12 protein-coding genes are annotated in these 13,701 nt (G+C 60.3%); 9 read left to right on the top strand and 3 right to left on the bottom strand.

Going from position 1 to position 13,701, the window contains the following annotated elements:
* The first annotated feature begins 188 nt into the window (after positions 1-188).
* From P3C18_RS15090 to P3C18_RS15080, 3 genes are all read left to right on the top strand, one after another.
* Complete coding sequence (locus P3C18_RS15090) at positions 189-1,091, top strand: hydroxymethylglutaryl-CoA lyase (protein WP_275962661.1); 903 nt, start codon at positions 189-191, stop codon at positions 1,089-1,091.
* A gap of 307 nt (positions 1,092-1,398) precedes the next feature.
* Entirely contained in the window at positions 1,399-3,354 is a 1,956-nt protein-coding gene (locus tag P3C18_RS15085; protein ID WP_275962660.1) for an acetoacetate--CoA ligase, read from the top strand.
* A 72-nt stretch (positions 3,355-3,426) separates the two neighbouring features.
* On the top strand, positions 3,427-4,158 hold the full coding sequence (locus P3C18_RS15080; RefSeq protein WP_275962659.1) for a transporter substrate-binding domain-containing protein: 732 nt from the start codon (positions 3,427-3,429) through the stop codon (positions 4,156-4,158).
* A gap of 28 nt (positions 4,159-4,186) precedes the next feature.
* On the opposite strand, the gene P3C18_RS15075 is transcribed toward P3C18_RS15080, so the two are convergent.
* Positions 4,187-5,422 carry a PilT/PilU family type 4a pilus ATPase gene (locus P3C18_RS15075; RefSeq protein WP_275962658.1) on the bottom strand — a complete coding sequence of 412 codons (1,236 nt, stop codon included), beginning with the start codon at positions 5,420-5,422 and terminating at the stop codon, positions 4,187-4,189.
* A gap of 143 nt (positions 5,423-5,565) precedes the next feature.
* Here P3C18_RS15075 and P3C18_RS15070 point away from each other — a divergent pair, with 143 nt between their 5' ends.
* The 3 genes from P3C18_RS15070 to sph all read left to right on the top strand — a co-directional run bounded on the left by P3C18_RS15070 (position 5,566) and on the right by sph (position 7,879).
* Positions 5,566-5,844, top strand: coding sequence for a peptidylprolyl isomerase (locus P3C18_RS15070; protein WP_160014225.1), 279 nt, complete (start codon positions 5,566-5,568; stop codon positions 5,842-5,844).
* A gap of 18 nt (positions 5,845-5,862) precedes the next feature.
* Entirely contained in the window at positions 5,863-6,231 is a 369-nt protein-coding gene (locus P3C18_RS15065; RefSeq protein ID WP_275962657.1) for an MmcQ/YjbR family DNA-binding protein, read from the top strand.
* A 133-nt stretch (positions 6,232-6,364) separates the two neighbouring features.
* A complete protein-coding gene (gene sph, locus P3C18_RS15060; protein ID WP_275962655.1) occupies positions 6,365-7,879 on the top strand; it encodes a sphingomyelin phosphodiesterase in 1,515 nt (504 codons plus the stop codon).
* A gap of 104 nt (positions 7,880-7,983) precedes the next feature.
* Here the strand turns inward: sph and P3C18_RS15055 are convergent, their stop codons facing one another.
* Positions 7,984-9,180, bottom strand: a complete 1,197-nt coding sequence (locus P3C18_RS15055) for a type II toxin-antitoxin system HipA family toxin (protein ID WP_275962654.1) — start codon at positions 9,178-9,180, stop codon at positions 7,984-7,986.
* The gene (locus P3C18_RS15050) at positions 9,177-9,428 is read right to left on the bottom strand and encodes a helix-turn-helix domain-containing protein (RefSeq protein WP_275962653.1); all 252 of its coding nucleotides are present in this window, start codon (positions 9,426-9,428) and stop codon (positions 9,177-9,179) included. The genes P3C18_RS15055 and P3C18_RS15050 overlap by 4 nt, the downstream gene beginning before the upstream one ends.
* Before the next feature lie 308 nt (positions 9,429-9,736).
* On the opposite strand from P3C18_RS15050, the gene P3C18_RS15045 reads away from it, so the two are divergent.
* From P3C18_RS15045 to P3C18_RS15035, 3 genes are all read left to right on the top strand, one after another.
* Positions 9,737-10,678 carry a LysR family transcriptional regulator gene (locus tag P3C18_RS15045; RefSeq protein ID WP_275962652.1) on the top strand — a complete coding sequence of 314 codons (942 nt, stop codon included), beginning with the start codon at positions 9,737-9,739 and terminating at the stop codon, positions 10,676-10,678.
* Between the two features lie 89 nt (positions 10,679-10,767).
* Complete coding sequence (locus tag P3C18_RS15040) at positions 10,768-11,970, top strand: MFS transporter (RefSeq protein WP_275962651.1); 1,203 nt, start codon at positions 10,768-10,770, stop codon at positions 11,968-11,970.
* A gap of 106 nt (positions 11,971-12,076) precedes the next feature.
* Positions 12,077-13,663 (top strand): ABC-F family ATPase, encoded by a 1,587-nt coding sequence (locus tag P3C18_RS15035; RefSeq protein WP_275962650.1) that lies wholly within the window; start codon positions 12,077-12,079, stop codon positions 13,661-13,663.
* Positions 13,664-13,701 lie beyond the last annotated feature (38 nt).

The following is a 13,701-nucleotide window of genomic DNA, read 5'->3' as shown; positions in this document are numbered from 1 at the left end:
TCCACCAAGGCATTCACAGCCGATGGCCATGGCGGATGTATAAAACGACATCCACCCTACAACCACCCGAGCCTCAGCATCCGCGCAATGATATGTAGGGTGGAAAACCGCGTAGCGTTTTCCACCAGGCAACGGTGGATCGAAACAGCGTCAGCTGCGCCCCCCGATCCACCCTACGGAGAAGATGCATGAACCTACCCAAACAAGTGCGCCTGGTCGAAGTCGGCCCGCGCGACGGTTTGCAGAATGAGAAACAGCCGATCAACGTGGCCGACAAGGTGCGCCTGGTCGATGACCTGTCTGCCGCAGGCCTGAGCTATATCGAGGTCGGCAGCTTTGTCTCGCCCAAGTGGGTGCCGCAGATGGCGGGCAGCGCCGAGGTGTTTGCGCAGATCCAGCAGCTGCCAGGCATCACCTACGCGGCCCTGGCACCCAACCTGAAAGGTTTTGAGGGCGCGCTAGAAGCAGGAGTCAAGGAAGTTGCGGTATTTGCTGCGGCTTCGGAAGCCTTCTCGCAGAAGAATATCAACTGCTCGATCAGCGAGAGCCTTGAGCGCTTTGTCCCGGTAATGGACGCCGCCAAGCAGCATGGCATTTGCGTGCGCGGTTATGTTTCCTGCGTGCTGGGTTGCCCGTATGACGGCAGCGTGCCGCCCGAACAGGTGGCCAGCGTAGCCCGTGAGCTGTACGCCATGGGCTGCTATGAGGTTTCCCTGGGCGACACCATCGGGGCCGGCACTGCCGGAGCAACCCGTCACCTGTTCAACGTGGTCGGCCACGAGGTGCCACGCAATCTGTTGGCCGGGCATTTCCACGATACCTACGGCCAAGCTTTGGCCAATATCTACGCCAGCCTCTTGGAAGGCATCAGCGTATTCGACAGCTCAGTCGCGGGGCTGGGTGGTTGCCCTTACGCCAAGGGTGCCACCGGCAATGTCGCAACCGAAGATGTGCTGTACCTGCTTGAGGGTCTGGGTATCAAAACCGGCATTGATATGAACAAGCTGATCGCAGCCGGTCAGCGGATTTGCACAGTACTGGATAAACCCAATGGCTCGCGGGTCGCGCGGGCCAAACTGGCCAACGCCTGATTGGTAGACGGCGTAGCCCGGATAAGCCGCGGCACGCGGCGCAATCCGGGAAGCATCTCCGGATAAGCCCCGGATTGCGCCAGGGCTTATCCGGGCTACGTCGGCTGTAAGGTTTTATTTACGTACTGTAAAGCGCCCCCATCAGGTTCGCTGCAGGTTGCCTGGGAGCGTTGCACAGTGGCTACAGGCGCGGCGGCTGCCGATCAGGATCAGCCCCGCGCAGCTCGACGCAAGCCATCCGCCAGCCAGTAGGCTTGCAGCAATAAGCCCGCATTGCGCAGGCATAACAAGAGTTCGAGGAACCAACATGCAACAGCCTTTGTGGACGCCTTCTGCCGAACGTATCGCGGCGACGCGGATGGACAGCTTCCGCCACTTCGTCAATCAGCGCCACAGCCTGCAACTGGCCGACTATCCAGCCCTGCACAGCTGGAGCGTGACGCAGCGCGAAGCTTTCTGGCAGGCCGTTATCAAGTTCTTCGAGATCCGCTTTAGCGCGCAACCCGAGCGCATATTGCAGGAAAGCAGCGCCATGCCCAGCGCTCACTGGTTTCCTGGCGCAACGCTGAACTTTGCCGAACACCTGCTGCGCCGCCGTGATAACCACCCGGCCCTGGTCGCCATTGGCGAGGACGGTTCGCGCGAACAGCTGAGTTACGCCGAGCTGGCGGCCCACGTCGCCGGCCTGCAACGCAGCCTGCGCGCTGCTGGCGTCGGTAGTGGCGACCGCGTTGCCGCCTTTATGCCCAACACCTGGCAAACCCTGGTCGGCATGCTTGCGGCCAGTAGCCTGGGCGCGACCTGGTCGAGCTGTTCGCCGGACTTCGGCACCCAGGGCGTGATCGACCGCTTCGGCCAGATCGAACCCAAGGTGCTGATCGCCGCCGCTGGCTATCGCTACGCCGGTAAGAACCTTGACCTGACTGCCAAGCTCAATGRAATCCTCGAACGCCTGCCCTCGCTTGAACAGCTGATTGTGGTGCCCTACTCCAATACCCAGGCCAAAGCCGCCGACTTCCATTCGGCGGCCAAGGTCGCGCTATGGCAGGACTTCCACCAGGCCGGCGGCGAGCCCGAATTCACCCAGGTGCCGTTCGATCACCCGCTGTATATCCTCTACTCCAGCGGCACCACCGGCGTGCCCAAATGCATCGTGCATGGCAGCGGCGGTACCTTGCTGCAGCACGTCAAAGAACTCGGCCTGCACACCGATCTGCACGCCGACGATACGCTGTTCTACTACACCACCTGCGGCTGGATGATGTGGAACTGGCTGGTTTCCGGCCTGGCCCTGGGCGCCACCCTGGTGCTGTTTGACGGCTCACCCTTCCACCCCGGTGCCGAGCGACTGATCGACCTGATCGATGCGGAAAACATCAGCATCTTCGGTACCAGCGCCAAATTCCTCGCGGCCCTGGAAAAAGCCGGTGCAAAGCCGGGCAGCACGCACAAGCTGCAACGGCTCAAGGCGATTCTGTCCACCGGCTCGCCGCTGTCCCATGAGAGCTTCGAGTACGTCTACCGCGAGATCAAAGCCGATCTCTGCCTGTCATCCATCTCCGGCGGCACCGATATCGTTTCCTGCTTTGCCCTCGGTAACCCGGTGCTGCCGGTGTGGCGTGGCGAGCTGCAGTGCAAGGGTTTGGGCATGGATGTGCAGGTCTGGAATGACGCCGGCCAACCAGCGACCGGCGAAAAAGGCGAACTGGTCTGCGCGCAGCATTTCCCCTCGATGCCGATTGGCTTCTGGAAAGATGCCGATGGCAGCAAGTTCCAGGCGGCTTACTTCGACACCTTCCCCGGTATCTGGGCCCACGGTGATTACGCGGAAATCACCGCCCATGGTGGGCTGGTGATTCATGGCCGCAGTGACGCGGTACTTAACCCCGGCGGCGTACGTATCGGCACTGCGGAAATCTATCGCCAGGTGGAAAAGGTCGAAGCCGTGCTGGAGTCCATCGCCATCGGCCAGGAGTGGGACGACGACGTGCGCGTGGTGCTGTTTGTCCGTCTGCGCGAGGGCGTCGAACTAACCGACGCGCTGCAAACGCAAATTCGTCAGGTGATCCGCGCCAACACCACGCCGCGCCATGTGCCGGCGAAGATCATCGCCGTGGCGGATATCCCGCGCACCATCAGCGGCAAGATCGTCGAACTGGCGGTGCGCAACGTGGTGCACGGCAAACCAGTAAAAAACACCGATGCCCTGGCCAACCCGCAGGCGCTGGAGCTGTACCGCGACCTGGCAGAACTACGGGACTGAAGTACCAAAAACTCCAGCCGAGCCCGGCGCGCAGTGCTTATACTCCAAGCCAGTCGTTGTTGGAGTGCTGCCGTGGCTGTGCGCTGGATCTGTCTCGCTGTACTGCTGACCTCGCTGAGCCTAAGCGCAACAGCACAGGAACCGCTGGAGCTGCATATGCCAGACGCGCCGCCGCTGACCTTTGTCAGCTTTCAGGGCGGCTACGGCATGGTCGGCGATGTGGCATTGGCCGCGATTGCCCGCGCGGGCTACCTCAGCCATATCCATGTAACCCCCTGGGCCCGGGCGCAGCAGCGGGTCAGTCGCGGGCAAAATCTGCTGATCATCCCGCTCTCGCGTACTCCCGAGCGGGAAGCGCTGTACACCTGGATCGCCCCTATTTCGCCACTTGAGCGCGCCTTCTTCAGCCTCGATGCGCCCGTGGCTGACTTTGCCGAGGCGCGTCAGCGTTACCGGCGTATTGCCGTCGGTCATGGCACAGCACAGATGGAAATCCTCAAGCGCGAAGGCTTTAGCGAAACGCAGATTGTCAGCCTTAAGCTTGGCGATAACCCTGCGCGCATGCTCGAGCTGGGCCGCGTCGATGCCTGGTTTACCGGCGTGCCGGAAGGGCTGTATCTATGGCCGCAAAGCAACAACAAACTGCAGATGAGCCCCGTGCTGGCCAGTACCGATATGTACCTGGCCTGCTCGAAAGACTGCGATGCGCAGTTGCAGGAAGATCTGCGCAAGGCCGTTGAAGCGCTACGCGCCGAAGGCATGATCCAGCGTATTCAGGACGCCTACCGCCCCGAACAACGCTAGCGGTAAGCCGCTCTATCGGCGCCGGTGTTCAAATACCTTTGCGCCCTGGGTCCTCTGGCAGCTGTTCTTCTTCAATATCTTCCAGCTTCAACTCCAACCCCCACTCTCCCGCCGAAGTAGCGGGCGCCGCAGGTGCAGCAGGCGTCGGTGCGGCGGCCGCTGGCGCGGGCGCGGGCGCAGCGGCAGGTGCTGAGGTGCCTGGGTTGTCGCGATAGAGTTTGAGCTTGAGGCGTACGTTGTTCGCCGAGTCAGCGTTTTTCACCGCTTCTTCTTCATCAATCGAGCCATCGTTGACCAGGTCGATCAGCGCCTGATCGAAGGTTTGCATGCCGAGGTTTTTCGACTTTTCCATGATCTCCTTGATCTCGGAAAACTCATTGCGCTTGATCAAATCACGAATGGTCGGCGTGCCCAGCAGCACTTCCACCGCTGCCCGGCGCTTGCCGTCGATGGTCTTGACCAGGCGCTGGGAGACGAAAGCCTTGAGGTTGTTGCCCAGGTCATTGAGCAATTGCGGGCGGCGGTCTTCCGGGAAGAAGTTGATGATGCGGTCCAGCGCCTGGTTGGCGTTGTTGGCGTGCAGGGTGGAGATTGCCAGGTGGCCGGTGTCGGCAAAGGCCAAGGCATGCTCCATGGTTTCGCGGTCGCGGATTTCGCCGATCAGGATTACGTCCGGCGCCTGACGCAGGGTGTTCTTCAGTGCGGCGTGGAAGCTGCGGGTATCCACCCCCACCTCACGCTGATTGATGATCGACTTCTTGTGCTTGTGCACATACTCCACCGGGTCCTCGATGGTGATGATATGGCCGCCGCTGTTACGGTTGCGGTAGTCGATCAGCGCCGCCAGCGAGGTCGATTTGCCCGAACCGGTGCCGCCAACAAATAGCACCAGGCCGCGCTTCTCCATCACCGTCTTGAGCAGCACTTCCGGCAGTTTGAGGTCTTCGAATTTGGGAATTTCCATCTTGATATTGCGCGCGACGATCGACACCTCGTTGCGCTGCTTGAAGATATTGATGCGAAAACGCCCAACGCTGGGAATGGAAATCGCCAGGTTCATCTCCAGCTCACGCTCGAATTCCTCGCGCTGCGCGCTATCCATCACCGAATCAGCAATGGCTGCCACCTCACCGGCCTTGAGCGGCTCGGCACTGAGCGCCTTGAGCACACCATTGAACTTGGCGCAGGGCGGCGCACCAGTGGAAAGATAAAGGTCGGACCCGTCCTGGCTGGACAGGATTTTCAGCATGGCGTTGAGGTCCATAACGAGATTTCCCGCGAGTTGGATTTATTACGTTAGGCCAAGATTACGCATCGCTCCCGAGAAAATCGGCGCGTGCCCGGCTCAAGCGCTAAGCGGCTGAAAATACTGGCACAATACGCCCCTTGAAATCCGAGGAGCCCGTCATGCCGAAGGCAATGGCCCGCCATATTCTGGTGAAAACCGAAGCAGAAGCCGCCGCGCTGAAAAAACGTATTGCCGCCGGCGAGGCGTTTGACGTGCTGGCACGTAAATACTCAACCTGCCCATCCGGCAAGAAAGGTGGCGACCTGGGTGAAGTGCGTCCGGGACAGATGGTGCGCGCCATTGATCAAGTGATCTTCAAAAAGCCGGTGCGTGAAGTCCACGGCCCGGTGAAAAGTCAGTTTGGCTATCATCTGGTGCAGGTTTTCTACCGCGAGTAACACAGGAGCGTCCCCGGCATGACCATCGAGCAAATCGCCGCGTTCTGCCTAAGCCTGCCGGGTGCCCGTGAGGACATCAAATGGGGCGGCGTGCGGGTGTTCTCGGTGGCAGAGAACAAAATGTTCGCCCTGTTCCACCTGGGTAGCCATGACGGCCTGGCCTTCAAGGTCGATGCCGACCTGTTTCTCGGCTATTGCGACCGTCCCGGCATCCGCCCTGCCCCGTATCTGGCGCGCGCTCGCTGGATCAGCATGGCCGCGCCTTACCCGCTAAGCGATGGCGAACTGCGCGAGCTGCTAACGCGCTCCCATCAGCTGGTGGTGGCAAAACTGCCCAAACGCCTGAAACTGGCTCTGTTGCTCGACCCACGAGCAGCGGATTCGTAACAGCCGCGTCATGCCGATGTAACCCTCGCCAAGCAGACTGCGCTGGCGCTGGTCTAGCCCACCCACCTTTCGATCATTCTCGCGTTTAACGGTGACTGGAAGACTGGCCATTCCCCTACCCGGAGGCCACCCCATGCATCGATGCCTGTTGCCACTGTTGTGTTTTAGTACGCTTGCCCTATCCGCCCCGACGTTTGCCCAGGCAAGCCCGGATGAGCAGTTCAAACTGCTGGCACATAACGTATTCCTGCTGCCCAGCACCATAAAGCCGGGTTGGGGCCAACAGCAGCGCGCGGCGTTGATCGCTGAGGCGGCGTATATCAAGGGCCAGGATGCAGTGATTCTCAACGAGCTGTTCGACAACCCAGCGTCGGCCATTCTGCTCAATGGTTTGCAAAGCCAGTACCCGTTTCAGACGCCCGTGCTCGGTCGTAGCCGCACGGGCTGGGATGCCACTCTGGGCGCCTATTCGGACACCACCCCGGAAGACGGCGGCGTGGCCATCGTCAGCCGCTGGCCAATCGAGCAACGCGTGCAATATGTCTACAGCCAGGGTTGCGGTGCGGATTACCTGTCCAACAAAGGCTTCGTCTACGTCAAACTCAATCGCAATGGTCAGGCCGTGCATATCATCGGCACCCACGCACAGGCAGCGGACACCGGCTGCCCAGATGGCAAAGGTGCAGCGGTACGGGCCAGCCAGTTTGATGAGCTGCAGAACTTCATCAGTGCCCGCGGCATTAGCCTTGATCAGCTGGTGTTTATTGGTGGCGACTTCAACGTCATCAAGGACAGCAGCGAGTACCACGACATGCTCGCCCGCCTGCAGGTCAACGCGCCGGATAGCTATGCCGGCAGCGACACCACCTTTGATACCAAACGCAATGGCATCGCCAACTATCAATACCCCAACCACGCCCCGGAATACCTGGATTACATCTTCCTTTCGCGCAACCACCGGCAATTGCCGTTCTGGCACAACCAGGCCCTGGATACACCGGCGCCCCGCTGGACAGTCAACCTGGCGGGCGCGACCTGGCAATTTCAGGACTACTCCGATCATTCCCCGGTAGCCGGCTTTACCCGCGCCGACAGCACGACGCCAACCCGCGCCAGCAAGCCGCAGCAAAACCTCTACGGCGAAGTGGTCTTGCAAAGCACCACCACCGGCAAAACCCTGCGCGCCGGCAGCAGCAAGGCCAACGACTGGGTGAAGATCAACGGCAACGGGCTGGAGCCAGAAAGCCTGTTCAGCCTGCGCAACTGGTATCACCCGGAGAGTTTCTGCATCCGCAGTGGCGACTACATTGAAGTCGAATCGCGCCGCCACCCGGGCTATTGGCTCAACTGGTGGCTGGGCGGTGGCGGCGGTAACTACGCCTATTACATGAAAGCAGGCGACTCCTCCAACCAGCTACGCATCGAGCTAGCCAACAACAACGGCTGCCTCAAAGATGGCGACAACATCCGCCTGCGCGACCGCGACACGGTGCGCGGCACTGACTACTACCTGCAGAACTGGGCGTCCGGCAGCTGGAAAGAGCACCTGTACCTGTGGAGCAGCTCACCCGCCAATGCTGAACAGTTCCGCGTGCACCTCAAACGCCCGGCGCACTACCCGGACTGGAGCAGCAAACTGCACTACTGATAGGCAGAAGGCGGCAGTAATAAGCCGCCGTTCGTGACGGGGCCTGTTTGGCAGCCAGGGGGGTATCTCTGAACGACCCATGCCCCGTCATCTGCTCTGAGCGTTTAGCCAAACGTCTGGCTAAACGGCTGAGCGCTTGCCCGGATGGCTGCGGCCACCTGGGGAGCTTGCTCGCAGAGTTCGGGAAAGCGCGCGAGCACCCTTTCATGAGCGGCTAACAAGCGCAGAATGCGCGCCTTGGGCTGGTCGACATCACAGGTTTTGGCGAACTCCAACAGCCCTTGCCGTGAAGCGAACAACGACTTGTTACCGAGCAGATCCAACGCCAGCACATCGTCTGGGATATAGGCGGTGGTATTGACGATGTCATAGGCCGGGGCCAAGCGCGCATCACGCTGCGTCGGGTCGCAATAGAGCAAGCCAAAGTTCTTCAGGTGCGCATCACCATTGCCGACGATGCAGCTCAGGGCCACGCTGTCGAACAGCTGATCAAGCGAACTGCGCAGGTGCTCAGTCGGGCAAAACAGGCGGATGGCTTTGGCGATGGCGGCGTAGCTTTTGCTGTATTTCTGCTCGGCAGAAAGCCCCATCAGTGCCGCCATATCTTCAAAGCCAATCGGGTTCTGCTGCTCATCACGGTCAAAGCGGCGCATGACAAACAGCCTGGCGTTATCTGACAGGTAGAATTCCGGGGTGGGAATGCCGGCTTCTTGGGCAATCGACATGCAGAGAAACTCATTGATCGCCAGGCCGGGAAACTCATCGCGGCCACTCTTGATGATCAAGTCAGAGGTTTTGCTTGTGAATTTATGCGGCACAGACGCCGCATGTTCCGGCACCAGAACCTTGGGCTGAACGCCAGAAATGCCGGCGCGCAGAATGTAGCGGTCGACCAAATCGATAAAAATATCCTCAGCACCGTCCCAGGTGAGAATTTCCTCCAGGCGTTCACCGGGAAACTGCTGGCGCAGCAATAACGCATCGACGGCCTGAGAACTTACGAAGACCCGACCAATAGGGGCGCTGCTGCCTGAAAGCGCCAGCAACAGCATCGGGTCGACATTAACGGTCTTGGCCAGACGGTTACGCAGCTGTTCCAGCACATAGCCTTCAGGAAGATTCATCTGGAAAATCGGGTGCAGCTCGCGGCGGCGATACTCATCCATGCGCACAGGCATCAGCAGGCTGATCGCGGCACGGGCAGTCGCTTGGTCGGCATAGCGGAAAATATAATCCTCGGCGCTGGTGAAGATTCGCCCGCTATCCCCTGCCGGCGTGCTGACCCGCAATGGCGTGCTCACTCAAACACCCCCTGCACTTCTTCCAGCGTCGGCATGCTGGCAGGCACAACCGACAGCTCACAGCCAAGGGCACCCAGCACGCGGGCATAGGCCGTCATACCCACAGAAATGCTGCCCTTTTCCACGGCAATGACTTTTTGCCGCGTAAGCCCGGCAATATCCGCAAGCCTGGCTTGAGTCAGCCCACGGTTAAGCCTCCGCGCGCGGATCTGCTGGCCTAAACGCTGAGTAAGAAGTAGATAGTCCATGTTACGTATACGAGACCTTTATTGATAAATGTAACGTATACGAAACCAAAGCTAAGATCAAATCGCCCGCTAGGAGGCATATGCCGCCGAATGACCTCTGCACGCAGCAAGCCTGCGGTTATTCAAACGGCGCCATTACTGCTGAGATTGGAAGGCGCAGAGTTCTGATCAGCAGGCTGTGGCAAACGGCTGTCACGTTGCACACAGGGGTAGCCCTGCGCAAAGGCTGTACCTGGCAGCCTTGATCAACGACCATTGGCGAGGGCCAGGTTTGCCTGCCCCGCCCCACAGCTATTCAAGGCCATACCGTGTTCTCCTCTGAGCGTTTGAAAGGCATCGATGTATTCGTCTGCGTCGCCGAACTCGGCAGCTTTACTGCGGCGGCCGAACGCCTGAGCCTGACCAGCTCGGCGGTGAGCAAAGGCGTCGCGCGCCTGGAAGCCCGCCTGGGCATACGCCTTTTCGAACGCACCACGCGCCGGCTGGCGTTGACGGATGCGGGTACAGCCTTCTACCAAACCTGCACCCGGGTGCTCGCCGATCTGGAAGAGTCGGAGCTGGCACTGCATGCCGAGTTCTTCGAGCCGCGCGGACGTATCCGTATTGATCTACCAGCCTCCTACGGGCGCATGCACGTGCTACCGGTGATTCTGCAATTCGTAAAGCAGCATCCGCTGCTGATGCCGCATATTTCCTTTACCGATAGCTTTGTCGACCCGGCCGATCAGGGCATCGACATCCTGGTGCGGATTGGCGGTACGGATGTTTGGCCAGCTAGCTTGGGCYATCGCTACCTGGGCGCTGAACGGCTGATCTACTGCGCTGCTGCCGAGTACCTGTCCAGGCGTGGCACGCCGGCAAGCGAAGCAGAGCTTGAGCAGCACGACTGCGTGCTCTACGGCCATAACGATGGCCAGATCAGCCCCTGGTATCGAGAAGGCCCTGAGCCTAGCGACAAGAAGCGGCGAATCATGCCGGCGCGAATCGCTGTCGGTGATGGCGAAGGTGAGGTGCTGGCCGTTCTCGCTGGCTACGGTATTGCGCAATTGCCCACCTGGCTGGTGCAAGAACATCTGGATAGCGGCGCATTAGTCGAGGTGTTGCCGCAGCTGGCCACCGACGGCCTGCCCATGAACCTGGTCTGGCTAAAGAAGCGCGAAGCGCTGCCCAAGGTCAGCGCCTTGCTGGAAGCCCTCGCGGCCTGCCTCTCTCCCGCAGGCCACTCCTTGCCCGCGCTAACAGATAAGTGAATTCAGCTCAGTAATAGCCAGAAAAAACGCCAGCAATCGCCATCTAAAGAATCAATACCATGACGCCCTCCTTCACGAAGAGCGGCGTCATGAGTGCTATCGAATCACCCCGACCACTGGTTATATCTGCTGCTGGCTCCACGCTGAGCATCACCATCCTGGCCATCTCGGCCTTTCTGATCGTGACCACGGAGTTTCTGATTATCGGCCTGCTGGCGGCCTTGGCCCGTGACCTTGGCATTTCAATTGCCGCAGCCGGTCAGTTGGTCACGCTGTTCGCCTTCACCGTCATGCTCTCTGGCCCACCGCTGACCGCCGCCCTCGCCCACCTGGACAGGAAGAAGCTGTTTATCGCGATCCTGCTGGTCTTTGCCTGCGCCAACGGTCTGGCGGCGCTGTCGTCAAACATCTGGGTACTGGCCATTGCGCGCTTTATCCCGGCGCTGATGCTGCCGGTCTTCTGGGGCACCGCCAGTGAAACGGCAGCGCAACTGGCCGGCCCGGCAAAGTCCGGACAGGCGATTGCAAGGGTCTATCTGGGTATCACCGCAGCGCTGCTGCTGGGTATTCCCCTGGGTACAGTGGCGGCCAACGATATCGGCTGGAGGGGCGCCTTCTGGCTGCTGGCGGGTCTGTCACTGGTGATGGCCGTTGCCATGGCAATCTATATGCCCAAAGTCGCGCGCACTGCGCGGGTCGATTTCCGCAAACAAGCACGCATCTTCAAAGAGCCGCTGTTTCTGGCCAACATCGCGCTGTCGATCATCATCTTCAGCGCCATGTTCGTTGCCTACACCTACCTGGCCGACATGCTTGAACGGGTGGCCGGCGTGGCTCCTGCTCATGTCGGCTGGTGGATGATGGGCTTCGGCGCCATAGGCCTGATTGGCAACTGGATCGGCGGCAAAGCAGTGGATCACTCGCCACTCAAGGCCACGGCCTTGCTCGTCGGGCTGCTTGCGCTGGGTATGGCGGCAGTCACCCCACTGGCAGGAGCAGGCCTACTCGTCTGCGCCGCACTCGCGCTCTGGGGCATCGCTAATACCGCGCTGTACCCCATCTGCCAGGTGCGGGTGATGAACTCGGTGAGCCATTCCCAGGCACTTGCAGGGACAACCAACGTTTCTGCGGCCAACGCCGGAATCGGCATCGGCGCAATTGTCGGAGGTTTGGCGATCCAGGCCATAGGCATCGCCAGCGTCGGCTATGTAGCGGCGGCCGTGGCCGGCCTTGCGCTAGTGCTAATGCCGTTAGTGAGTCGCCTGGCCACACCCAAGCAAGGCATAAACTAAGCGGAGTTGGCTTCCCGCCAGTCCCATGCCCTGCCCTTTGCGCCCGTAAACCGCTACAATCGCGCCCCTTTCGCGCCCGTGCGCCCGTTTATCTGGACCAAGATTCGTGATCTCCACCGCCAATATCACCATGCAATTCGGGGCCAAGCCCCTGTTCGAGAACGTTTCCGTGAAGTTCAACAACGGCAACCGTTACGGCCTGATCGGGGCCAACGGCTGCGGTAAGTCGACCTTTATGAAGATTCTTGGCGGCGACCTGGAACCGAGCGGTGGCCAGGTGATGCTGGAGCCGAACGTGCGCCTGGGTAAGCTGCGCCAGGATCAGTTTGCTTACGAAGAATTCAGCGTGATCGACACCGTGATCATGGGTCACGAAGAGCTGTGGAAGGTTAAGGCCGAGCGTGATCGCATCTACTCCCTGGCGGAGATGAGCGAAGAAGACGGCATGAAGGTCGGCGAGCTGGAAGGTGAGTTCGCCGAGATGGACGGCTACACCGCCGAATCCCGCGCAGGCGAACTGCTGCTCGGCCTGGGCATTCCGCTGGAACAGCACTTCGGCCCGATGAGCGAAGTCGCTCCAGGCTGGAAGCTGCGCGTACTGTTGGCGCAGGCGCTGTTCTCCGATCCGGACGTGCTGCTGCTCGACGAGCCGACCAACCACCTGGATATCAACACCATCCGCTGGCTGGAAACAATTCTGACCGTGCGTAACAGCACTATGATCATCATTTCCCACGACCGTCACTTCCTCAACTCGGTCTGCACCCACATGGCCGACCTGGATTACGGCGAGCTGCGCCTGTTCCCCGGCAACTACGACGAATACATGACCGCTGCGACCCAATCGCGCGAGCAGCTGCTGTCGGATAACGCCAAGAAGAAGGCGCAGATTTCCGAACTGCAGAGCTTCGTCAGCCGCTTCTCGGCCAACGCCTCGAAAGCCAAGCAGGCCACTTCGCGCGCCAAGCAGATCGACAAGATCCAGCTGGCCGAGGTCAAGCCGTCCAGCCGCGTCAGCCCGTTTATCCGCTTCGAACAGAACAAGAAGCTGCACCGCCAGGCCGTAATGGTTGAGAAAATGGCCAAGGGCTTCGACGGCAAGCCGCTGTTCAAGAACTTCAGCTTCCAGGTTGAAGCCGGCGAGCGCGTGGCGATCATCGGCCCTAACGGCATCGGCAAGACCACCCTGCTGCGCACCCTGGTCGGCGAGCTGACGCCGGATGCCGGTAGCGTTAAATGGACCGACAGCGCCGAGCTGGGCTACTACGCCCAGGATCACGCCCACGACTTCGAAGACGACGTGACCCTGTTCGACTGGATGAGCCAGTGGACCCAGGGCGAGCAGATGGTGCGCGGCACCCTCGGTCGCATGCTGTTCTCCAACGACGAGATCCTCAAGTCGGTCAAGGTCATCTCCGGTGGTGAACAAGGCCGTATGCTGTTCGGCAAGCTGATTGTGCAGAAACCCAACGTGCTGGTGATGGACGAACCGACCAACCACCTGGACATGGAATCGATCGAATCGCTCAACCTGGCGCTGGAGAACTATCCGGGCACGCTGATCTTCGTCAGCCATGACCGTGAGTTCGTCGGCTCGCTGGCCACGCGCATCATCGAGTTGTCGCCTAACGGCATCACCGACTTCAGCGGCACCTACGACGACTACCTGCGCAGCCAGGGCGTGATCGTCTAATTCCGCAGTAACGCGTCACCAAGAAAAAGCCCGCTCAA

The organism is Pseudomonas sp. 1928-m (assembly GCF_029269135.1).
Lineage (GTDB): Bacteria > Pseudomonadota > Gammaproteobacteria > Pseudomonadales > Pseudomonadaceae > Aquipseudomonas.
This window is presented reverse-complemented; position numbering and strand designations above follow the sequence as displayed.

Bases quoted from the DNA above. Each gene is read 5' to 3' on its own strand.
- P3C18_RS15090 (WP_275962661.1), top strand. From the start codon at position 189: ATGAACCTACCCAAACAAGTGCGCCTGGTCGAAGTCGGCCCGCGCGAC.
- P3C18_RS15075 (WP_275962658.1), bottom strand. From the start codon at position 5,422: ATGGACCTCAACGCCATGCTGAAAATCCTGTCCAGCCAGGACGGGTCC.
- P3C18_RS15070 (WP_160014225.1), top strand. From the start codon at position 5,566: ATGCCGAAGGCAATGGCCCGCCATATTCTGGTGAAAACCGAAGCAGAA.
- P3C18_RS15065 (WP_275962657.1), top strand. From the start codon at position 5,863: ATGACCATCGAGCAAATCGCCGCGTTCTGCCTAAGCCTGCCGGGTGCC.
- sph (WP_275962655.1), top strand. From the start codon at position 6,365: ATGCATCGATGCCTGTTGCCACTGTTGTGTTTTAGTACGCTTGCCCTA.
- P3C18_RS15050 (WP_275962653.1), bottom strand. From the start codon at position 9,428: ATGGACTATCTACTTCTTACTCAGCGTTTAGGCCAGCAGATCCGCGCG.
- P3C18_RS15040 (WP_275962651.1), top strand. From the start codon at position 10,768: ATGAGTGCTATCGAATCACCCCGACCACTGGTTATATCTGCTGCTGGC.